Raw genomic sequence first — 20,227 nt, forward strand, 5'->3', positions numbered from 1 at the left:
CAGAAACCAGCGCCGACCTTCGCCGTCGCGTCCCCTGTCTCTTCCCGCAGCATCTCCGCCGAATTCACTTCTTCAAGTACGTCATTGCTTTGTCGATAGCTTCGTCTTCCGTCGCGCCTTTTACATATCTGCCGTTAATAAATACGAAGGCGTAACGGGCGCATGGCCCGCAATAGGATTTGCAGCCGATGCGGACTTCCGTCTCCGGCGCCTGCATCCCGATTTTGGCCACCGCCGTCTTCATCCGCATATGCTTGCACTTGTCGCATATTCTAATATCGTTTGTTGCCATGACTCATCGTTCCAATCCGCATCCGCTTGCTGCGACGCTTAATGATCTCCGTGATTGCCCTTGGACGGATTCGTAACGGCAAACCCTTCCTCCGGGACGTAGAAATAATCGATTCGGACGCCGTCCAGAAACGCATTGTCCTTCTCCAGAATAACGTCGATCTCCTTGTCCGTAGACACGACGACATCATTGTCCGTCGGCTCGTCGATGCCCATGCCGTAATGAGCATGGTCGCCGTGTGCATGCGTAACGTAGACGCGCAGCAGCTTGCCTTCGTTCTCGGGCTTGTCCAGCTCCAGCTTTATCATCTTGGCCGCATTGCGGGAAATTTTGCAGTGCATCCTTCAACAGCTCCTTCTATGCCTTTAAAATATAAATTCGTATAAGCCAGATCAAGATATATTATACTTCCTGCCCATCCGCGCTGCAAACCATTCTGCAATAATCATCGTAAACGCGATATCATCGATCGGAATTAGCGGAAGCACATCCGGCACGACCCAATAGACGATGACCGGGATCAAGAACAGAAGTTTGTCCCTTACGGCCACTTCCTTTGACATCAGCAGCTTGTATATGAACGCGAAAGTGTTTTTCCAATGCTTGAGCGTCAGCAGCTTGCGCATGCCCCGCACCTCCCTCCGCCTTACGGCTTCGTTCTTGTTCCAAGTATAACACAGAGATGCCTTACAGGAGCAAGGAGGAGAGACAAGGGACGAGGAGCAAGGCGCTAGGCCACGGTTATACAAGCGATTTCTGGCTTGCGGCAAGCAGCTGCCCCGACGGTCAGAAGCTCGATAGCCGCTTACAAAGCTATCCGAAAACAGCGTCGCCACCCTTTCCTACATGCGCAAGGACTCCAACAGCAGAGGTCTCAGCTCCTCGTAGATGCGATCCAAACTGCTGTATGGCAGCGGATTAACGCCGAAACCCGCCTCCACTGTAAAGCCGGGACGTCTAAATCGATAGATGAACCAGTCCTTGTAACCCGCGTCGCTGCCGCTCAGCTTCACCGACTTATAACCGCTTGCCCGCTCCAGCCTCTGCGCAAGCGCCTCCGATTCGGGCGGCTCGTAGTCCCGATAGTTCCAGTAGATTTCCCTCCCTTGCGTATGCAGCGCGATGACCGCGTGAAACGGCACGCTCTCCGTCAGCCTGGCCATAGCCTGCGCTTCCGGTTCGCTAAGCGGACAAGGTCCGGGATAATCCCGCGGGGAGGGTCCTGTTGCCCCTCTGCGCTTGCATTCTTCTTCCCAATATGCGGGAAACTGGTCGTTAAGATCAACGCCCCTCATATTCGCCTTCCAGCCGCTGAAGTCGTCCAATCCGCCGTTCCAGGCCAACAGCTGGCTGTAAAGAGGATGATTGGGCTGGACGCCTCTCTGCGCAAGCTCCACGCCGTCCGGATTTACCATAGGCACAGCCCAGATCGTCCATTCGCTGCAATACCTCAGGACATCGACTCCTCCTACTAGTCCATCGGTCGCATATGCGTTTGAGAGCTCCGTAAGAAACCGCATGAGCAGCGCTGACGTAATCCACTCGTTGCCATGAAACGACGCATTTATATGCAGGTTCCGGGCTCCGCAGCCTACGCGCATGGCCAGAATCGGCTTGCCCATAACGCTTCTGCCGATGCTCTCGGCCGCGATAAAGGGGGAACCGATCGCAAGCTGCCGGCATTCCTCCATCATATCCTCGTATGTATATCCGATATCATCATATCCGTTTTTATTCAAGCTCCGCACTCCTTTACCCTTTGCCTGCGTTCCCGTTTCTTACCATCATATGCGCGGAAGCCTCCAACCATTATCGCAATATCGTAAACTCTTCTTCTTTAGGTCGTGTCTGAAAACCCGCTCCCCTCGGAGTATTCAGACACGCCCTAGACTAACGCACAGTAAAAAAAAGCGACTCTCCGCACAGTTGACCCGATTTGCGGTCAAATGGACGAAAAAGTCGCTTCTTGCTTTTAAAAACGATATTAGCTAATATTAGGCACTTGCCATACAACCGGCGTCAGATCGATCTGCTCGCCAAGCCATTGCTGCGCGATTTGCTTGAACATATACGGGTCGCCGCTGCAGAAAAACTGGTGAACCGGGACGGGATCATTGGTCGCCAGCTCGCGTTTTTCCTGCAAAATGGTGCTGATCTCGCGCGCCGTCTCCTCGGCGGAGCTGATCAGCGTAACTTCGCTGCCCATTACCTCGGATATCGTTTCCGACAGGAAGGGATAATGCGTGCAGCCGAGAATGAGGCAATCCATGGGATAAGTCCGTAAATGCTCGATTGACGAGCGTACAACCTCATAGGTTTCTTGAGAGCGGAAGTTGCCCTGCTCCACGAGCGGAACGAATTTCGGGCAGGCCTCGCTCACGACCTGTACATTCGGCGTCAACTCGCGCAACGCATTCTCGTAAGCGCCGCTGTTAATCGTACCGGCCGTGCCAATGACGCCGATCCAACCGGTGGTCGTGCGCCCAATAGCCGCCCTTGCGCCTGGATTAATGACTCCTACGACCGGGATTGACACTCGCGAGCGAATGTCGTATAAGGCGACGGCCGTGGCCGTATTACAGGCGATAACGATCATTTTGGGCTGGAATTGTATAAGATAATCGACGATTTCCCTTGTAAATGCTTGCACTTCCTCCGCCGAACGCGGCCCGTAAGGCGTTCTTGCCGTATCGCCAAAATAAATGATTTTCTCGCGCGGCAGTTGGCGCATGACTTCCTTCACTACGGTAAGACCGCCAACGCCTGAATCTAGTATTGCTATCGGATGCTGCACAAACACACCGCTTTCTTGGACTGGGATGTAGGACGAAGAAGATAGGGGTCAAAATTACCATAGCATATGATAACCCCATCGAAAATGTACCTACATCTTAACGCATAATAGGTTAACGTTCAAGAATCGTTAGTCGCATGCATCCCATCCCGCGAACATGGCAAAGAGCCGAATCGCCCATTCCATCCAGGGAGTGGAACGGTGTTCGGCTCTTTGCGGCTTAGTGCCGCTCATACAGCTCAGCTTATTTCTTATACGGTTCCGCGTCAGCAGCTTCCACGATCGTCTCGCCGACGGCTTCGAATCGATCCTGCACCGCCTCGCCCGCTTCAGCGAATACTTCTTTCATCCATTCCGTGCCGTGCTCAGCAGCTTCTTCTACAGCTTCTGCAGTCGATTCCAGAGTTTCAGCCGCAACTTCTCTTGATGCTTCTACCGCTTCGGCTGCTTGTTCCCCTGTATCGGCGCCATTATGAATGACACCTGTAGCCAGCTCTTCCGCCGCTTCGGTCGAGATGCCCGAGATCGCAGCTGCTTCTGTTCCCCTGCTTCTGCCAAAGCTTCTTACATTGCTTGCCATATTGCTTGCCGCTTGTTTCGTCCGATCCGCAAGCTCGATTGCCCCATGACCGATGCCTTTGGCGATCTCTCCTGTTTTATCGCCCACCTTCTGAGCCTGAACGGAGATGTCGTGACGAAGCTCTTTGCCTGCTTTTGGCGCAAATAACAGCGCCGCGATAGATCCAAGCACACCTCCAGCTAACGCGCCAAACAGAAATCCTTTGTTTCCTTTACGTGTTGACATGTGATCGTCGCTCCTTTCGTTCTTAGAGTACCCTGCCCCTTGGTCCGGCCATTCAAACATGCTTCTTATTTCGGCGAAGAAGAGCTTACGGGAGCCGAGGACACGGTTCCTCCGTTGCCGGATGGCGGCTTGCGCCCCGTTTGCCAGAGCTGCCAAGCGGTTAATCCAAGCTCCGCCCACTGGACCGCGGCATCAAGCTCACGCTGCTTGGCGATTCGTTCGGCATGGCAGATTGCGGACTGCGACAACGTTCCCGTTACCCGCTCTACAGCCGACGTCGCATGCTCAATCGTACCGCCCACTTGGCCCACCGCCTGGAATAGCCGCTCGGCCGATTCGGCGCTTTGCTGGAGCGATCGCATCGTCTGTTCGGTTGGCAGCAGCACCTGGCTCATCTCGCCAGACAGTCTGTGCATATCTTCTTGCACCGCCTCTGCCGATGCCTGAACCCGCGCCATTCTGCCGAGCAGCGCGCGTACGGCAAGCAGCGTGCCCGCTACCCAGATCACGAACGCGGCAACAGCCACAGTAGCAATCCATTCCATCGTCATCCCTCCCGCTCCTCTCTCTCAGATCCTTCTCCACCACATGCCTTCAACGCCGACAAGGGCGAATGCCCATTTGCGTAATGACAGTATAAGCAGACTGGGCTTGTCTTGACACAATGTCACATGGATCGCCGGGGTTAAAAATCAATGGGCTCGTTCGACGCAGAAATAACTCATAATCCCGCTTGCCGATAAATCCCTCATTTGGCGCTGATCCCGACTAAGGGGTCGAACGGACAACAAAAAACACGACCCGCAGCAGGTCGTGTCCATTATGAGATCAAAATTTGCGTACGTATTCGTCGATTTTACTCGCCCGAGAGGAGAGCTGCGGGGCCAAATTTGCCGATCGCATAGCTGCATCTGTTACCGCCCTTCGCGAGACATTCCGTTCGCTGCACATTCGCCTCCAGGAGAGAACGGAACAGCGACAGCTCGCACTGGCAAGCTTGATCATAACGTCCGGCAACATCGGAGATGGGACAATTATATTCATGAAGCATATAACCATCGCCATCCCCGCGCTCCATCTCGGCCATGTAGCCGCCGCCGTTCTGAATCGCCGTCAGCTCGCGCACACGCTCCTCCAACGTCTTACCTTCCATACGTGGAGCATAACGCTCCAGAAGCTTCCGCTTGCGGCCTTCGAACATACGATCAATGAGCGGCAGAGTGTCGGGATCAGACTCCAGCTCGGCAAGCAGGTCGATCGCAAGCGTATGGTAGTTACGTGGAAAATGGCGATCCGCCGCATCCGTCAGTAAGTATACATGAAGCGGACGGCCTTTAGGCTGGCGCTGCGGCACGATGCTGACACTGCCTTGGCGCTCCAGCTCGTGCATATGGCGGCGAATCGCCATCTCCGTAAGACCCAGCTCGGCTGCAAGCATCGCGGCGTTCATGCCGCCTTGCTTACGAAGCAAGCTAAGCAGCCGCCCACGCGTAGCGCCAGCTGTGCCAACGGCCTCAACGCCGTCTCGCTCCGCCATCAGATCTGCCATGCTCTCTCCCCCTCTCCGCTCGACCGATCGATGATTGCCTATTGCAGTTCTTTCTTCAGATACATATCCACAGCCGATGCAAAGGTCGGCAGCAGTTCGGCCAATCTGGCCGTATACGGGTGCAGCTCGCTTCGCGGCCAGCTGTAATATTCCTGTACCAGCGGGCGGCGAAGCTTTACAAGCTCCGTCAGCGTCTTGGTCATATCGGCCGGATAGGCGCCTTCCGCCCCCGTAATTTCGATGATATCCTCGTAGCTGCTGGCATCCCGCATCAGAAAACCGTCGATCAGATAACTTCCGACATCGGTTACGATTTCGATCGCCAAGTGAAGCGCACGCTCCTGCGCAAGCCCTTGCATCAGACTGCCGTTCCATCCATTAGCCAGCTCACGCAGCGCATCCGTCAATGCCGGAATGGCATCCAGCCGGACTGCGATTTGTTCCTGGTTTACATAATACATGTTATTCCCTGCTTTCGATTTACTTCTTGCTCCGCCGAGCCTTGCGTTTTAGCCATGCAACCATAATGATGCTGCTAAAAATGATTACAAGCAAATAGGTGAATATTTCGTAAACGTCTCTCATCTCTGACATTGCTTAAGCCCTCGAGCTTTCGTAATCGACGCTGACGGATGCTTCGCGCACCCGTGACATATGCTCGATGACCTTCTTGTGTACGGGATGCACCTGATAAACCTCCAGGTCGGCCATAGAATCAAATTTCGTCACGAGGGCGATATCGTAAGAGCGTTCCGAATGAAGAACATCCACGCCAACCTCTATGTATTTAAGCTCCTCGATTTTGCCTTCCATATCGCGCAGAATCGCCACTGTACTGTCAAGGTCCGCGTTGCGATCCTTCAATTTGAAGCAAACGATGTGTGTAATCATGATACTTAGTCCTCCCTATTGTACGTATTGCCGCCTTGCCGAAGCATACGGCATGAGTTTCGTCCTTTTGTCACATAATAACCTATGAGATGACATTACGGCAATCTTTAGTTAAAGGAGCGAACGCGCATCATGCGATACAAGATCACAATCATTGCCACTCTCATCGGACTTGCCGTCTGCGCATTCAACTATACCGGCTACGATCCTCATAATATGGTGTTTTTCATGTTCAGCGTTCCCGCTTGGTTCGCGGACATGTTCATGGACATTCACAACGTCAGCGTGCTGCTGATGTACGCGCTGACCGTGCTGACGTGGGCGCTGCTCGGCTTCATTACGGATCTTATCATCGCGCGCGACAGACGAAAAAATTCAAGCACCGCCTGACTGACTAACTGACTGTCGTCCGAGATGTCTCGCTCAACAAGCACGCAATCGTCTGCCGAACCCTTTAATCCGACGCGTTATCATTCTCATCGAATAATCGCGAGCCAAAAGACGCTCTTGCGCGCATCCTCGCGCAGAGCGTCTACTTGTCGTTTCTCGAACATCCCCTTAGATCCCGACTAATTGACCAGGACGGAATATGCGTTACTTATCCTTCTCCTTAAGGACCGCAATCATCTTGCGAATCCGTTCCGGCAGCGGCAGTCCCAGTCTACCGTAGTTTTCGGTTACGGAGATCAGCTCGTTCGCGATATAAAAAAATATAGCGGCCCCCATCGTTACATCCTCCGTGTTCAGAAGCACATCAATCCGATGGGCGAGCAGGACAACGAGGAGCGATAACCCTTTGCGCGCAAGTCCCCATGCTCCAAATGAACTGCTCAGCCCTTTGCCTTCTTTCAGGGAGGCCGCAATACCCGTCAAATAATCCGCTGCCATCGCAACCAAAAGAAACGTCAATGATTCCGACCAGCCGCCAAATGCGAACAATAGAATCGCCCCCATCACCCCGCATGCCGAATTAATCCAAACGAGCGGCATCCTCGCCACCTCTTTTCATCGGAGAGTTATAGGATAGGATATGCCTTGCCGCAGAGTCTTGCTTGTTGACTTGTCCCTGCTGCCGCGTTCTCGAAACAATTAGGCCGCCCAAAATAAAAATAGGACTGGCACCTTTCGGCTCCAGTCCCTAACTCTTATTCCATTTCGAGGTAACCCTCTTCGTCGGCCACGCTTTGAATATCCTCGGACGTCACGGCCAGGTAACGATAGCCCTCCTCCTGCATTTTCCGCAGTGCACGCTCCTTCATAAAGCGCGGACTTCCTTCGCCGGCATCTTCGTCATACACGAGAATGATGCCGTCCGACTTGCGCAGCAGAAGCTCGTCCCGAGCTTTGAACTGCCACGGCCCCTCGTAAGGCGCCTTCGATACGGCCGCGTAATAATCAACTTGCTTAAGAAGATCGCGGTAATAGGTCTGCTTCTCTTCTTTCCAATTCTCCTCTTGATTTTGGAATGCCGTCAGAATGGACAGCTTGAGCTGAGGATATTGCGGCTTCAGGTCGATCGCCGCTTCGCAGGCCCATAAATCCACCCCGTACCCGCCGGGCGTGATCACCCATTCCAAGCCTTCCTCCAGCAGTGGAATCAGCTTGTTCGTGATCGCTTGACGAATATAGGGGATACCCTTGTGCTTCTGGTTGAAGATGCCCAGCTCATGCGCGCGATAGCCGGTGACGAGTATAGTCTTCATACGCTAGCGGTTATCGACTTTCTCGGGATACAGGTCATGATTCATAAGACGGTAGGAAGCCATTTCCTCAAACTTCGTGCCGGGACGTCCCCAATTGCAGTACGGATCGATGGAGATGCCGCCTCGCGGCGTAAACTTGCCCCAAACCTCGATATAACGGGGATCCATGAGCTTGATCAGATCATTCATAATAATGTTCATACAATCCTCGTGGAAGTCGCCGTGATTCCGAAAGCTGAACAGATACAGCTTTAGCGACTTGCTCTCAACCATCTTGACATCCGGAATGTAAGAGATGTAGATCGTCGCAAAGTCGGGTTGTCCCGTGATCGGGCATAGACTCGTAAACTCCGGACAATTAAATTTGACGAAATAATCGCGGCCGGGATGTTTGTTGTCAAACGATTCCAGCACCTCCGGCGCGTAGTGGAACGGGTACTTCGTCCCTTGATTCCCGAGCAGCGTAATGCGGTCCAATTCTTCCTTTTGCCTACCTTCCATTCTTGCACTTCCTTTCGATCTATTTTTCTCTTTAAGTATTTAAGGGGTTTGTTGGTTCTTGCACTTAAATAAAATGGAGGTTCAAAAAGCCGCTTTTCAGCACCGAGAAGATTGGACGAAGCTAGAAACTGAGTATCGGAGCGTAGCGGAGCTACGTGAGAAACGGAAGTTTCGGCTGAGTTCAATATTCGACGCCGAATAATCACCTCCGAATAGGCTTCGTGATGGGAAGCGGCTTTTTGAACTACCTATACGCCTTTTTTGTTGCCATATATCCAGGTGTGGAGTTGGGGAAGTACGTGCACGCCACGGAGCGACTCGTCCGGCATTGTCCGGCTAATCAGCCATTCATAACGCTCTACTAGATAAGGAAGCATCGCTTGCGGGTCCGTCTCCGTCAGATTACCGTTCCCCGCTTGAAGATAGAACGGTACATCGCGGTAACGGGCATGTACCATGCGTGCGTAATCCAAGTCGGCATCGTCAAAGATGACGACCTTGAGACAGAAACCGTTCCCGGCCTCGCTCAGCCTTTCTACGATATCATCCAGCGTGTCCCAGTTCGTCGTCATGCCGGAGCTTGGCGGCTTGGGCGACAACGTCAGATCGTCGATGGCCGTGAACCATGGCTGCCAGCGGCTGCCCTGCGTCTCCAGAGCGACTTTGCAGCCTCGATCATGCAAGCCGTGTATCAACGCTGAGAGCTGCGGCAAAAGGGCAGGATTGCCGCCTGAGATCGTTACATGGTCAAACGTGCCGCCGCCGATCTTCTCCAGCTCCTCGATAATCGCCGCTGCGGACAGCAGACGAATATCGTCCTTGCCGGAGCCGTCCCACGTGAAGGCCGAGTCGCACCAGCTGCAGCTGTAGTCGCAGCCGGCGGTGCGGACGAACATCGTTTTGCGGCCGACAACCATGCCTTCTCCCTGCACCGTCGGTCCGAACACTTCCAGCACGGGTATAGGTCTAGCAGCGCCGACCAAGCCGGATGCTGTACCGGATGCCTTTCCGGCGTTAGCCGACGCCGCCGAATCAGATCTTCTCGACCGTTGAAAATCAGTCATTGCCCTTCCCCTTCCGCTTGGGCCGATAGATGCAATAACTCGTCGGAGTTTCGCGCAGGAAAACCTGCAGACATTGCGGACGGTTCGACAGGCTGTCCAGATGCGTTTGCACAAGGTCGTGGATGACCCGCGCGACGACCTCCGTCGTCGGAAACCGATGGGATATGCCATTGTCGAAGCTGTCGGTATCTTCGTTAAGCAGGGTGTGATCGAATCGGTTGTGAATCAGTTGTTTAATAATGGCGAAATTGACCAGGAAGCCGGAATCGTCGAGTTCTTCCCCCGCGACCGTCACATTGGCGAAATACGTATGCCCATGCGTCAAGCGGCATTTGCCAGCATCGTCAGAAGGGATGTAATGCGCCGCGGCGAAATGAAAGTCCTTGTTCAGCTCGTAGCAATAATCATGTTGGACAGATGGATAAATTTGCTGCAGCATCAGCGTCCCGCCTCTCTCGAACCGCGGATTGCCAAATAATCGGCAAGCCCTTTGCGACGCAGCTTGCAGGCCGGACATTCGCCGCAGCCATCTGCCAACATGCCATTATAACAAGTGAGCGTGCGCTCCCGAACGAAGTCGAAGGCGCCGAGCTCGTCGGCCAGTTCCCAAGTCTCCGCTTTGTTGAGCCACATGAGCGGCGTATCGATCACGAAGCCGTAATCCATCGACAGATTCAGCGTAACGTTAAGCGACTTAATAAAGACGTCGCGGCAATCCGGATAACCGCTGAAGTCGGTCTCGCAAACGCCGGTTACAATATGCTTCGCTCCAATCCCTTTCGCGAGCACGGCTGCGAATGTCAAGAACAGCAGATTTCGGCCGTCGACGAAAGTTGTCGGGAGCTCGCCTTCCTTTTGCTCGATTGCAATGTCGTCGCGAGTCAGCGCGTTCGGCGCGAGCTGATTCAGCAGCGACATATCGAGAATATGATGTTTGATGCCGAGCGTTCCAGCAATCTCGGCGGCGCAATCCAGCTCCAGCTTATGTCTCTGGCCGTAGTCGAACGTGATTGCTTCCACTTCCGAGAACCGGCTCATCGCCCAGAACAGGCATGTCGTGCTGTCTTGCCCGCCGCTGAAAACGACGACGGCTTTTTCTAGTTTCATGTAGTTTCCACCTCTCCTGAAGTAGAAGACGGATATTCGCGACGGGACCGTACGATCCCTTGTCAATAAGAAACGGCGCGTGAGGCGCTCCCTCCAAGGGAGCGACGCGACGCGCCGAACACAAAAACGACGTTGCCCCAGGCGGGCAATCGTTTCGTTTAGTTTTTTATAGAGGGAGTTCGCGAACCTCTCCCGGCATGCTGGCGATGGGAAATGTACCCGGAATCTTCGCGGCAGCAACCGGAGTTGCATCTTCAATTGTTCACTCGTACTATAACACAGCCTATGCGGAATTGAAATAGAGAGTATTGACAATGCTGCAACGTTTCGCTCACTTAAGCAACCTGTCCAGCTCCCTCAACGTTAATACGATATGGTCCAGCAATTCCGGCAAATCCTCCATCTGCTCTTCTCCGATTCCCCTGCCGAAATCAAGTTCGGCCAAATGACGAACATTACTTTCCTGACTGCCATACACGGTGCTGATCGTCTGGACAAGCCTCAGCGGAGTTCCCCAGATGTCCTTAAAACATCGCTCCACCGCCTCGCATGTTCCGGCTGATCCGTCTGTCTCCAGATGGAACCGCAGCGTAAGTCGGCATGTGGACGCTGCGCCCGGTATCTCCAAAATTTCGTCGGACAACTCCTTAAGCGAGGAGCTTAGCAGCAGCTCTGCCGTCGTCGTTCCTCCGTCAGCCAAGCGGCATGACAATGACAGCTCGCGCGACAGCACGGCCATATCCAACAAATCGCGCCTGCCTGTAACGTCAATTTTGCGATCCAGATTATCTAGGTCGTACAGCTCATTCTCCAGCGCTACCTTTACATTTTCAAAGACGGTTGGATGAAACATACCGCTCCCCCTCAATTAGCCGAATCAGCCTGTAAACCAGCCTCATTCCAGTATAACAAACGATTGGATCGGCGGTAGGCAAAAATACCCGTCGTCTTCCCCTCACCCAAGTTTGCCGTACGCCCCGGAAATCCGTATACTTATAAGAAGAGATACGCAAGCTCTGCTTGCCAATCATGAGAGCAGCATAATCGAGGTGACCGAGTGGAAAAGTTGGATGACTTAAAAGAAGCTTACACATTATTGGGTCTGGAGGAGTTCGCCCCCAAGGAAGAGGTCGAGAAACGTTATACGACGTTAATGCGCCGAGAGCGGTCCAGATCGCGGGCAGAGGTTGAAAGCGCCTCCCAGGGTGACGACTTCGCGAAAGTAACGGCGGCGTACAAGCTGATCCTTGCCTATGAGGACCGCAAGATCACTGACGCCTTCAACGAACAGGAATACGGCAAGTTCAAGGGGATGGCAGGCAGAGCCCAAAAGATCGATCACTTCTGGCGTTATTACAAAATTCATACGTTCGTCGCAATCGCACTAATCGCCGCAATTATTTATGGAATCAACAGCTACATCGACAAACGCGAATATCAGAAATATTTGGCCAGCCTGCCGCCGATTGATCTTAGCGTTTCGTTTTACGGCACCTTTATGGAACCGGACAACAAGGACAGCAAGGAAAAGACAAATGCGGCCATGCTGAGCGCCTTTCCGGAATGGAAGCGCGTTGAGTCCAACATTGTATTCGTACCTCAGGACGACATGAATCAATACGCCTACCTGCAGAAAGCCGTTGTCACATTAATGTCGGAGAAACCGGACATCTACATTATGGACCGTGCCATGTTCGAGTGGATCGGCAGACAAGGCGCGCTGCTGGAGCTTGACGGCAAGCCCGAGATCAGCGGAGCCGGAGAGGATCGGACGAGAAAGCTGACAACGGAGGATGTACCCGAGGAACGTATCTACGGCATCGATCTTAAGGATACCAAGTTGGACAAGGACTTGCCTCTCATAAAACCTGCAGAGGATCTGATTATCGCCGTTCGCGTCAATGCCGAACGTCCTGACAAGGCTCTGGAGTTTATCGAGACTTATCTGGCGAACGGTGCGGCGCAGGAATAAGATGCAAATGATTGAATACCGCAAAGCCCCCGTCATGTGCTGGCGGGGGCTTTGCGATGTGAACCAATAGAGCGATGCTAACAACTTAACTCTGCGAAAGTAGCTCCTTCGAAGGAATTAGAGCGATGAAAACGACTTAAATCTGCGAAAGCAGCACCTTCGAAGAAAATAGAGCGATGCCAACGACTTAACTCCGCGGAAGCAGCGCCTTCGAGAACAATAGATCGATGTCGACGACTTAACTCCGCCAAAGCAGAAAATTCGAGGGAAATAGAGCGATGCCAGCGACTTAACTCCGCGGAAGCAGCGCCTTCGAGAACAATAGATCGGTGCGAACGACTTAAATCTGCGAAAGTAGCTCCTTCGAAGGAATTAGAGCGATGCCAACGACTTAAATCTGCGAAAGCAGCACCTTCGAGGGAAATAGATCGGTGCCAACGACTTAAATCTGCGAAAGCTGCACCTTCGAGGGAAATTGAGCGATACCACCGACTTAAATCTGCAAAAGCAGCTCCTTCGAGGGAAATTGAGCGGTGCCAGCGATGTTGCTCACTCAGCGCGAAAGCAACTGCTTGCTTAATTACTCAGTTAATTACTCAGTTAATCCCTCCCATTCCGCCCCACCCAGTGATACAGCGGGAAGCCGATGGCGCCGGCGATGCCGACATACTTGGTGGCGTGGTAGAAGGCGACGGAGCCAAGATGTTCGTTAAAACGCCCCTTGAATTTCGTAAAGATGAACTGTCCGCCACGAAAAGTCCTCCTGCTTAAGCTGATTTTATATTGATCTGTTCGTTTGAGGAATAAGCCAAAAAACTAGGGGGCCGAAAAAAGCTGCAGTAAACAAATTCAAGCGACAAGAGCCGTCCACTCCGCTTTTTAAGCGGAATGGACGGCTCTTGCATTTATCGTATTGTAATTGCATGCTACCCAACAATCAACGCGTAGACGACGCCAGGGCCGTGCACCCCGATCGTCAGGTCGTTTTCGATGTCTGAGGAGCGGCTTGGTCCCGTGATGAAGTGGACGCCGGCAGGCAGCGCCTCGCGGCCCGCCTCGTCTAACCCGATCAACACCTCGCCCAGCCGCGTCTTTAGACGTTCCGCAGGGATGACGATAAAGAGCACCGTCGGCAACAGGCTAACAGAACGCCCCTTCTCCTTCGACGACGTTACGACAACGGAGCCCGTGTAGGCAACGGCATGGTCCGCCTGCACGACGCCGAAGTCCGCCTCGGCCGCGCGTGCCTTCCAAGGCTGATGTTCGTCGCTGTTCCAAACGGACACCTGCACGTCTGGCAGAGCCTCCTCCAGCCCGAGTCCCGCCAATGTCGGGTCATCCTGGCGGACGAGAAACTTCGCGCCCATCTCCTCGGCTTTGGCCGTAATGAAGGCGGAGACTTCATCCATGCTCCCCAGCTTCGCGACATGCCCCCCTACGGACAACCAGTTGTCCGAAAACGCATCGATTTTCTGTTCGGTCGTCCAATCCAGCTCTCTCCAGAAGTCGGGAGCGCCTCGATAAGGATGTTTCGGAGCCGTCGTCATCCGTGGATGGCGCAGGCGTTCCGAGATATTATTCATAAATCGCTCCTGCTTCTGCCGCGACTGCTCCGCCAGACGAGCCAGCCATTGCTCGCGAGACTCGTCTCCTTGGCTTCCGCCAGATGACTTGTCAGCGCCGCTCCTCATTCCCGTCACATGCTTACTCATGTCTATGCCTCCCTTGCCGCCCCGCGGAGTCGGCCACGTCAAAGAAAGACCCGGCCATTTTCTCGGCCGCATCACCCATGACCGTGTCCTCCTCCATCCTTCGACTCGCGTTGTTCCCGCGCCTTCTGCTCCATACGCTCGCGCATGGCCGTCGGCATCTCGCGCAGCTCCGCTTTCAGCTCTTGGTCAAGCGTAGCCCACTGGTCTCGGAACGACTTTTTCGGCAGGCTTGGCGTAACGCGGTACGTATTCCAGCCTTTCAGAGGGCCAAGCTTCGTACGAATGAAACCGTCGCGTACAACCAGCTTCTGGCCAAGCTTGCCCATCCGTAAAAGACCGCCCATTACCTTCGAGCTGCTCATCGCCGTGGCGAAGCCTTGCATGCCCATGCCCTCCAGCTTGTTGCCGTTGCCGCTCTCCACCTTGCGGCGGCGCAGGTAGACGAGCATATCGTGCAGCGGAATCTTGACCGGACAAGCCTCGTAACAAGCGCCGCAAAGGCTGGACGCATTGGCGATATCGTCCCATTCGGCGATATTTTTGTTAAGCGACGGCGTCAGCACCGCGCCGATCGGGCCGCTGTACGTGCTGCCGTAAGCATGGCCGCCGATATGGCGGTACACCGGACAAGCGTTGAGACAAGCTCCGCAGCGGATGCAATTAAGCAGCTCCTGGAACTCGGGGTCCCCAAGCTGCAGCGATCGGCCGTTGTCGACGATAATAATATGCATTTCCTCGGGTCCGTCGCCGTCGGCCGTCCGCTTCGGTCCCGTAATGCCGGACATGTACATCGTCAGCTTCTGTCCCGTCGCGGAACGCGGGAGAAGCGTCGCCATCACCTCGAGATCTTCCCAAGAGGGGATGATCCGCTCCATGCCCATCAGCGTAATCTGCGTTTTCGGCACGGTTGTCACCATACGGGCGTTGCCTTCGTTCTCGAACAGCACCATGGAGCCCGTCTCCGCGATCGCGAAGTTGCAGCCGGTCATGCCGATATCCGCTTCCAGAAACTTCTCGCGCAGCTTTTTGCGCACGAAGCTGGCCAGCGCCGTCGTGTCAGGCGGCAGTTCATACCCAGCTTCCTTGGACAGTAGCTCCGCGATCTGATAACGGTTTTTATGAATAGCCGGGATGACGATATGCGAAGGCATCTCACCGGCAAGCTGGATGATATATTCGCCCAGATCCGTTTCGATCGCTTCCACGCCGATGGATTCCAGCGCGTGGTTGAGATGAAGCTCCTCCGAAACCATGGACTTGGACTTCACGACCGATCTTGCGCCGACATGCTCCGCGATATCCAGCGTAAGCTCTACTGCTTCCTGAGCCGTATCGGCAAAATGCACATGCACGCCATTCGCCCTAGCATTCTCGACGAATGTATTTAAATAATAGTCGAGATGAGCGATCGTATGCAGCCGAATCTGCCGGCCGCGCTCCCGCCACTCCTCCCAATTGCCATGCTCCTCGGACGCCTTTTTCTTGCCGTTCCGCAGTCGCTCCGTCGTGAATCGTACCGCCTTGCGCAGAAATTCGTCGTTCAGCGCCAGTTCGGCTCTCGCCTTGACCGTCGCTCCTGATTTCCCTCCGCTCATGCTCCCTTCACTCCTTCGTACAGCAGCTCGGCCAGATGCATGACGCGCACCGGTTCGCCGCGATAATGCAGATTGCCCGCGATGTTCATCAGGCAAGCCATGTCGAGGCCTACCAGCACCTCGGCTTCCGTCTCCAGCACATGATCGGCTTTCTCCGTCACCATCGCGCCCGAAATATCGGCCATCTTAACGGCAAAGGTGCCGCCAAAGCCGCAGCAGTCTTCCGCGAACGGAAGCGGCACAAGCTCCATGCCTCTGACGTTCTTCATCAACTGCATCGGCTCGTCCTTCACGCCCAGAATCCGGCTTCCATGACAAGATGGATGGTAGGTGACTTTGCGCGAAAAGGTTGCCCCGACGTCCGTCACGCCAAGCACCTGCACGAGAAATTGAGTGAACTCGTACGACTTTGCCCGCAGCGCCTCGGCCCGCTTAAGCATAACGGGATCGCTTTCGAACAGCTTCGTATAGTGATGCAGCATGCCCGTGCAGGAGCCGGAAGGCGAAATGACAAAGTCGCTGTCCTCGAACGCGTCGAGAATCGTACGAGCCGACTCGCGCGCTTCCTTCCAGTAGCCGCTATTGTAGGCAGGCTGCCCGCAGCAGGTCTGGACGCGGGGGAATTCCAGCGTAACGCCGTAATTCGCCAGCAGCCTGACCATCGCTTCCCCGACTCGCGGGAAGATTGCATCGCTTAAACAAGTAATAAATAGAGATACCTTCATGACTGCACCCACCTGTTAAACCGTCGTAACGGTAATTTGGCGTTCCCGAAGCTCTGCACCCAGCTCCGGGGTCAGCCCGTTATCCGTAATGATTCGATGAATTGCGCCAAGCTCGGCCACATGGGTGAACGCCTGGACGCCGAATTTGCTGGAGTCCGCGAGCAAGACGACTTCGTCGGCCATGCCAACCATCCGATGTTTGATGCGTGCTTGCAGCTCGTTGGACTCGCTGATGCCCCGGTCCAGATGAACGCCCTTGCAGGAGAGAAACGCCCGGTCGACATGATAGGCGTCCAGCGAACGTTCCGCCAGCGGTCCGATATAGGACAAACTGCGGGAAGCAAGAATGCCTCCCGTCGAAATGACCTCGATCCGCTCCTTGCCGGCCAGCTCCATCGCTACCTTGATGGAATTGGTCAGCACCGTCAGCGGAATATCCGGCATGCTCTGAGCCATATACCAAGCCGTGGAGCTGGCATCCAGCAAAATCCGCTCCTTGGGGCGGATCAAGCTCACGGCTTCCTCGGCGATTCGCCGTTTTTCGTCTGCCCGGACAATCTCCCTTTCAAAGTAAGGAATCTCCGGCTGCTGCTCCTTTACGCTCACTGCACCGCCATGGGAGCGGCGCAATCGGCCGGCCTGCTCCAAGCGGTCCAGATCGCGGCGGATCGTCTCCTCCGTCACCTGGCACAGCTCGCTGAGTTCCGTCACGCGAATACTGCCTCTCTCATTAACCAGCTGTACAATTAAGTCGTATCGTTCCGCAACCAGCATAGAATCCCTCTTTCCCGACCATCATCGATCACGTTATTTTAGCCCGTCAAGCCGGTAGCGGCCAAGAACCTGACATAAGCCTCTTCCCATTGCGGCCCGTCCTTGGGCTCATAGACATCTACAGGGAAAGAATCGCCGACTACGCGCCTCGCTTCCCAAATGTCGCTCAATTCGCCGTTCGTTATCCATTGTACCAGCATATTGCCGATTGCGCTTCCTTCGATTGGTCCCGCCCATACCGGCTTGCCGATCGCGTTCGCCGTCCATTCGCAGAGCAGCGTGTTCTGAATGCCGCCGCCGACCATATGCAGTCCACTATATGTCACGCCGGACAGCTGCCCTGTCTGCTCCAGCGCATAACGGTATTTAAATGCCAGACTCTCCAGGATGGCCCGTACGAAAGCTCCCTCGTTTTCCGGCGCCTTCTGTCCCGTCCGCTCGCAATATTCGCGAATGCGGCCAGGCATATCGCCGGGGGGCAGAAACAGCTCGTCGTCGGAATCAATGAAGCATGCGAACGGCTCAGCAGCCGAAGCCATCGCCACCAGCTCGGGGAACGTATACTTAACGCCTGCGCGCTCCCATTCGCGTCTGCATTCCTGCAAGATCCAGAGGCCCATGATGTTTTTGAGCAGCCGGTACGTGCCGTATACGCCGCCCTCGTTCGTGAAGTTCAACTCCAGCGCCTTCGCTCCCATAACAGGCTCGCTTACTTCGGTACCGATCAGCGACCATGTGCCGCAGCTCAGGTAGGCGAACGAGCGATCCTTCGCCGGCACCGCCGCAACGGCGGAGCCCGTGTCATGTTCGGCTACTGCGATTACCGGCACCGGCTCAATGCCCAGCTCCGCGCATACCGATTCGCTAAGCCGACCGACCGGCGTGCCGGGCTGAACGACTGGACCAAACAGCGAACGGTCCGCGCCTACCGCCTTCAGCAGCTCGTCATCCCAATCACCCGTTATCGGGTTGTACATTTGCGTCGTCGTCGCGAGCGAGAATTCATTGTGCATTTCGTCCGTAAGGAAGTAACGAAGCAGAGCCGGAATCATCAAGAAGTGCTTCGCTTCGCGCAGCAACGGAGAACCGGCCTTCTTCATGGCCTCAAGCTGATAAAGCGTATTGAACGTCAGAAACTGAATCCCCGAACGGTCGAAGATCGTCTCCGCCGACAGTTCGCCGATGAGACGCTCCATCACTCCATCGGTCTGTGAATCCCGATAATGGACGGGATTGCCCAGCAGCTCGTTGCCGGGACCGCCCAGCAGGCCGAAGTCAACGCCCCAAGTATCGATGGCGATGCTGCTCAGCTGGATGCCGCGATGTTTCGCTTTCAACAAGCTTTGTTTCAGCTCATGAAGCAAGCGAAGAATATCCCAATGCAGCCGTCCGCCTGCCTGCACAGGGTCGTTCGGGAAGCGATGCAGCTCTTCGAGAACGATTTTGCCGTCCTCGAGCCGACCCAGCATGGCTCTGCCGCTGCTGGCGCCGAGATCGAAAGCCAGTACATGCTTCTGCATCACCAGCTCGCACCGCCCTTGCCTCTGACGGCAATGTCTTTCCCGTAGCTGGAGGTCAGGTAATCGCCCATCGGATCAACGGACAAACCTTGCTCTTCGCGGTACGACCGCAGCAGCGGAGCAACGTCGAATTCGAATGCGCTGCGCACCGCATGTTCGGCAGCCAGCACGTCGCCGCGGTTTGCTGCCGCTTCGACTTCCTCGTGATTAACAAGCAGCGCTTTTGCGAATTGCGTTTGCACATTAAGCACGGAACGCAGCATCGCTGGAATTTTCGCTTCGATATTATGCGACTGGTCGATCATGTACGCAATATTGTTCACGCAGGATTGGATCGCCTCGTCGCGGTCGCTCGCCGCGCTCAAGATTTGATAGAAGATCAGGAACAGCTCGTATGGATTGACGGTACCTACGATAAGATCGTCATCCGCGTATTTGCGGCTGTTGAAGTGGAAACCTCCGAGACGTTTTTCGTCGATCAGATAAGCGACGATATGCTCGATGTTGGCTCCCTGCAGATGGTGGCCCGTATCTACGAGCACTTCGGCCTGCGGTCCCAGCTTTTGCGCCAAGTTGTACGCCATGCCCCAATCCGCGAGATCCGTATGATAAAACGCCGGCTCGAAGCATTTGTATTCGATCAGCATGCGCATGTTTGGCGCAAGCGCTTTATACATTTCGCCCAGCGATTCCTGCATCCATGCTTTGCGTTTGCGAATGTTGCCTTGTCCCGGGTAGTTCGTGCCGTCCGCGAACCACAGGCTGATATCGCGCGAACCCGTTTCCTTTGCGATGTCTACGCATTCCAGCAGATGATCCGTCGCCTTGCGGCGAATGGCGGCATCCGCATTTGTCACGCTGCCCAGCATGTAATCGTCTTCTTGGAACAGGTTCGGATTGATCGCGCCAATCGCGAGACCCAAACTCTCCGCGTGGCTTCTCAGCTTGCCGTAATCTTCCACTTTGTCCCAAGGAATATGGATCGCAACAGACGGCGCAAGGCCAGTCAGCTTGTGCACCTGAGCCGCATCCTCGAACTTCTCGAACGGATTGCGCGGCACGCCTTCCTTCTGGAACACCTTAAAGCGCGTACCGGAATCGCCATAGCCCCAGGACGGAGTTTCGATGCTAAGTCCTTTCAGCTTCGCTTTCACTTCTTTTAAATTAATGCCTCTTGCCCCTTGCTGCTCCTCGAACAGCGAATACGCGCGATCTGTCATGTT

General features: G+C 54.7%; 25 protein-coding genes and 1 riboswitch. Of the genes, 2 read left to right on the forward strand and 23 right to left on the reverse strand.

Annotated elements, in window-relative coordinates:
• Window positions 1-64: 64 nt before the first annotated feature.
• The 10 genes from B1748_RS07395 to B1748_RS07440 form a co-directional block, all read right to left on the reverse strand.
• The gene (locus B1748_RS07395) at window positions 65-292 is read right to left on the reverse strand and encodes a YuzB family protein (protein ID WP_087567233.1); all 228 of its coding nucleotides are present in this window, start codon (window positions 290-292) and stop codon (window positions 65-67) included.
• A 38-nt stretch (window positions 293-330) separates the two neighbouring features.
• Window positions 331-633, reverse strand: a complete 303-nt coding sequence (locus tag B1748_RS07400) for a heme biosynthesis protein HemY (protein WP_087567234.1) — start codon at window positions 631-633, stop codon at window positions 331-333.
• Between the two features lie 51 nt (window positions 634-684).
• Complete coding sequence (locus B1748_RS07405; RefSeq protein ID WP_087567235.1) at window positions 685-918, reverse strand: hypothetical protein; 234 nt, start codon at window positions 916-918, stop codon at window positions 685-687.
• 216 nt (window positions 919-1,134) lie between these two features.
• On the reverse strand, window positions 1,135-2,031 hold the full coding sequence (locus B1748_RS07410; RefSeq protein ID WP_256975564.1) for a M14 family metallopeptidase: 897 nt from the start codon (window positions 2,029-2,031) through the stop codon (window positions 1,135-1,137).
• A gap of 245 nt (window positions 2,032-2,276) precedes the next feature.
• Entirely contained in the window at window positions 2,277-3,086 is an 810-nt protein-coding gene (gene racE / locus B1748_RS07415) for a glutamate racemase (protein ID WP_087567236.1), read from the reverse strand.
• A gap of 244 nt (window positions 3,087-3,330) precedes the next feature.
• A complete protein-coding gene (locus tag B1748_RS07420) occupies window positions 3,331-3,891 on the reverse strand; it encodes a YtxH domain-containing protein (RefSeq protein WP_087567237.1) in 561 nt (186 codons plus the stop codon).
• 65 nt (window positions 3,892-3,956) lie between these two features.
• Window positions 3,957-4,442: a DUF948 domain-containing protein gene (locus tag B1748_RS07425; protein ID WP_087567238.1), complete on the reverse strand. Its 486-nt coding sequence runs from the start codon at window positions 4,440-4,442 to the stop codon at window positions 3,957-3,959.
• Between the two features lie 305 nt (window positions 4,443-4,747).
• Window positions 4,748-5,440, reverse strand: coding sequence for a helix-turn-helix transcriptional regulator (locus B1748_RS07430; RefSeq protein ID WP_256975565.1), 693 nt, complete (start codon window positions 5,438-5,440; stop codon window positions 4,748-4,750).
• A 38-nt stretch (window positions 5,441-5,478) separates the two neighbouring features.
• Window positions 5,479-5,901, reverse strand: coding sequence for a DUF86 domain-containing protein (locus B1748_RS07435; RefSeq protein WP_087567239.1), 423 nt, complete (start codon window positions 5,899-5,901; stop codon window positions 5,479-5,481).
• 136 nt (window positions 5,902-6,037) lie between these two features.
• A complete protein-coding gene (locus B1748_RS07440) occupies window positions 6,038-6,331 on the reverse strand; it encodes a Dabb family protein (protein ID WP_087567240.1) in 294 nt (97 codons plus the stop codon).
• A gap of 132 nt (window positions 6,332-6,463) precedes the next feature.
• On the opposite strand from B1748_RS07440, the gene B1748_RS07445 reads away from it, so the two are divergent.
• Window positions 6,464-6,721: a hypothetical protein gene (locus B1748_RS07445; RefSeq protein ID WP_087567241.1), complete on the forward strand. Its 258-nt coding sequence runs from the start codon at window positions 6,464-6,466 to the stop codon at window positions 6,719-6,721.
• A gap of 204 nt (window positions 6,722-6,925) precedes the next feature.
• Here B1748_RS07445 and B1748_RS07450 read toward each other — a convergent pair whose 3' ends face one another.
• The 7 genes from B1748_RS07450 to B1748_RS07480 all read right to left on the reverse strand — a co-directional run bounded on the left by B1748_RS07450 (window position 6,926) and on the right by B1748_RS07480 (window position 11,559).
• Window positions 6,926-7,321, reverse strand: a complete 396-nt coding sequence (locus B1748_RS07450) for a phage holin family protein (RefSeq protein WP_087567242.1) — start codon at window positions 7,319-7,321, stop codon at window positions 6,926-6,928.
• A gap of 155 nt (window positions 7,322-7,476) precedes the next feature.
• Window positions 7,477-8,034 (reverse strand): SLOG family protein, encoded by a 558-nt coding sequence (locus tag B1748_RS07455; RefSeq protein ID WP_087567243.1) that lies wholly within the window; start codon window positions 8,032-8,034, stop codon window positions 7,477-7,479.
• Window positions 8,035-8,037: 3 nt separating this feature from the next.
• Entirely contained in the window at window positions 8,038-8,535 is a 498-nt protein-coding gene (gene queF / locus B1748_RS07460) for a preQ(1) synthase (RefSeq protein ID WP_087567244.1), read from the reverse strand.
• A gap of 248 nt (window positions 8,536-8,783) precedes the next feature.
• Window positions 8,784-9,599, reverse strand: a complete 816-nt coding sequence (queE, locus tag B1748_RS07465; RefSeq protein WP_087567245.1) for a 7-carboxy-7-deazaguanine synthase QueE — start codon at window positions 9,597-9,599, stop codon at window positions 8,784-8,786.
• Window positions 9,592-10,038, reverse strand: a complete 447-nt coding sequence (locus B1748_RS07470) for a 6-pyruvoyl trahydropterin synthase family protein (protein ID WP_087567246.1) — start codon at window positions 10,036-10,038, stop codon at window positions 9,592-9,594. The genes queE and B1748_RS07470 overlap by 8 nt, the downstream gene beginning before the upstream one ends.
• On the reverse strand, window positions 10,038-10,706 hold the full coding sequence (queC, locus tag B1748_RS07475; RefSeq protein ID WP_087567247.1) for a 7-cyano-7-deazaguanine synthase QueC: 669 nt from the start codon (window positions 10,704-10,706) through the stop codon (window positions 10,038-10,040). Before queC ends, B1748_RS07470 begins: the two co-directional genes overlap by 1 nt.
• 152 nt (window positions 10,707-10,858) lie before the next feature.
• A riboswitch (PreQ1 riboswitch) is annotated at window positions 10,859-10,902 on the reverse strand.
• 135 nt (window positions 10,903-11,037) lie between these two features.
• Complete coding sequence (locus tag B1748_RS07480) at window positions 11,038-11,559, reverse strand: hypothetical protein (protein ID WP_087567248.1); 522 nt, start codon at window positions 11,557-11,559, stop codon at window positions 11,038-11,040.
• A gap of 204 nt (window positions 11,560-11,763) precedes the next feature.
• On the opposite strand from B1748_RS07480, the gene B1748_RS07485 reads away from it, so the two are divergent.
• Complete coding sequence (locus tag B1748_RS07485; protein WP_087567249.1) at window positions 11,764-12,678, forward strand: hypothetical protein; 915 nt, start codon at window positions 11,764-11,766, stop codon at window positions 12,676-12,678.
• A 926-nt stretch (window positions 12,679-13,604) separates the two neighbouring features.
• On the opposite strand, the gene B1748_RS07490 is transcribed toward B1748_RS07485, so the two are convergent.
• From B1748_RS07490 to rhaI, 6 genes are all read right to left on the reverse strand, one after another.
• Entirely contained in the window at window positions 13,605-14,369 is a 765-nt protein-coding gene (locus B1748_RS07490) for a LutC/YkgG family protein (protein ID WP_087567317.1), read from the reverse strand.
• Between the two features lie 92 nt (window positions 14,370-14,461).
• Window positions 14,462-15,985 (reverse strand): LutB/LldF family L-lactate oxidation iron-sulfur protein, encoded by a 1,524-nt coding sequence (locus B1748_RS07495; protein ID WP_087567250.1) that lies wholly within the window; start codon window positions 15,983-15,985, stop codon window positions 14,462-14,464.
• Window positions 15,982-16,710: a (Fe-S)-binding protein gene (locus B1748_RS07500; protein ID WP_087567251.1), complete on the reverse strand. Its 729-nt coding sequence runs from the start codon at window positions 16,708-16,710 to the stop codon at window positions 15,982-15,984. Before B1748_RS07500 ends, B1748_RS07495 begins: the two co-directional genes overlap by 4 nt.
• A gap of 15 nt (window positions 16,711-16,725) precedes the next feature.
• Window positions 16,726-17,484 carry a DeoR/GlpR family DNA-binding transcription regulator gene (locus tag B1748_RS07505; protein ID WP_087567252.1) on the reverse strand — a complete coding sequence of 253 codons (759 nt, stop codon included), beginning with the start codon at window positions 17,482-17,484 and terminating at the stop codon, window positions 16,726-16,728.
• Between the two features lie 38 nt (window positions 17,485-17,522).
• Window positions 17,523-19,004 (reverse strand): rhamnulokinase, encoded by a 1,482-nt coding sequence (locus B1748_RS07510; protein WP_087567253.1) that lies wholly within the window; start codon window positions 19,002-19,004, stop codon window positions 17,523-17,525.
• Window positions 19,004-20,224: an L-rhamnose isomerase gene (gene rhaI, locus B1748_RS07515; RefSeq protein ID WP_087567254.1), complete on the reverse strand. Its 1,221-nt coding sequence runs from the start codon at window positions 20,222-20,224 to the stop codon at window positions 19,004-19,006. The genes B1748_RS07510 and rhaI overlap by 1 nt, the downstream gene beginning before the upstream one ends.
• Window positions 20,225-20,227: the final 3 nt, after the last annotated feature.

This window comes from Paenibacillus sp. MY03 (assembly GCF_002165585.1).
Taxonomy (GTDB): Bacteria; Bacillota; Bacilli; order Paenibacillales; family Paenibacillaceae; genus Pristimantibacillus; species Pristimantibacillus agaridevorans.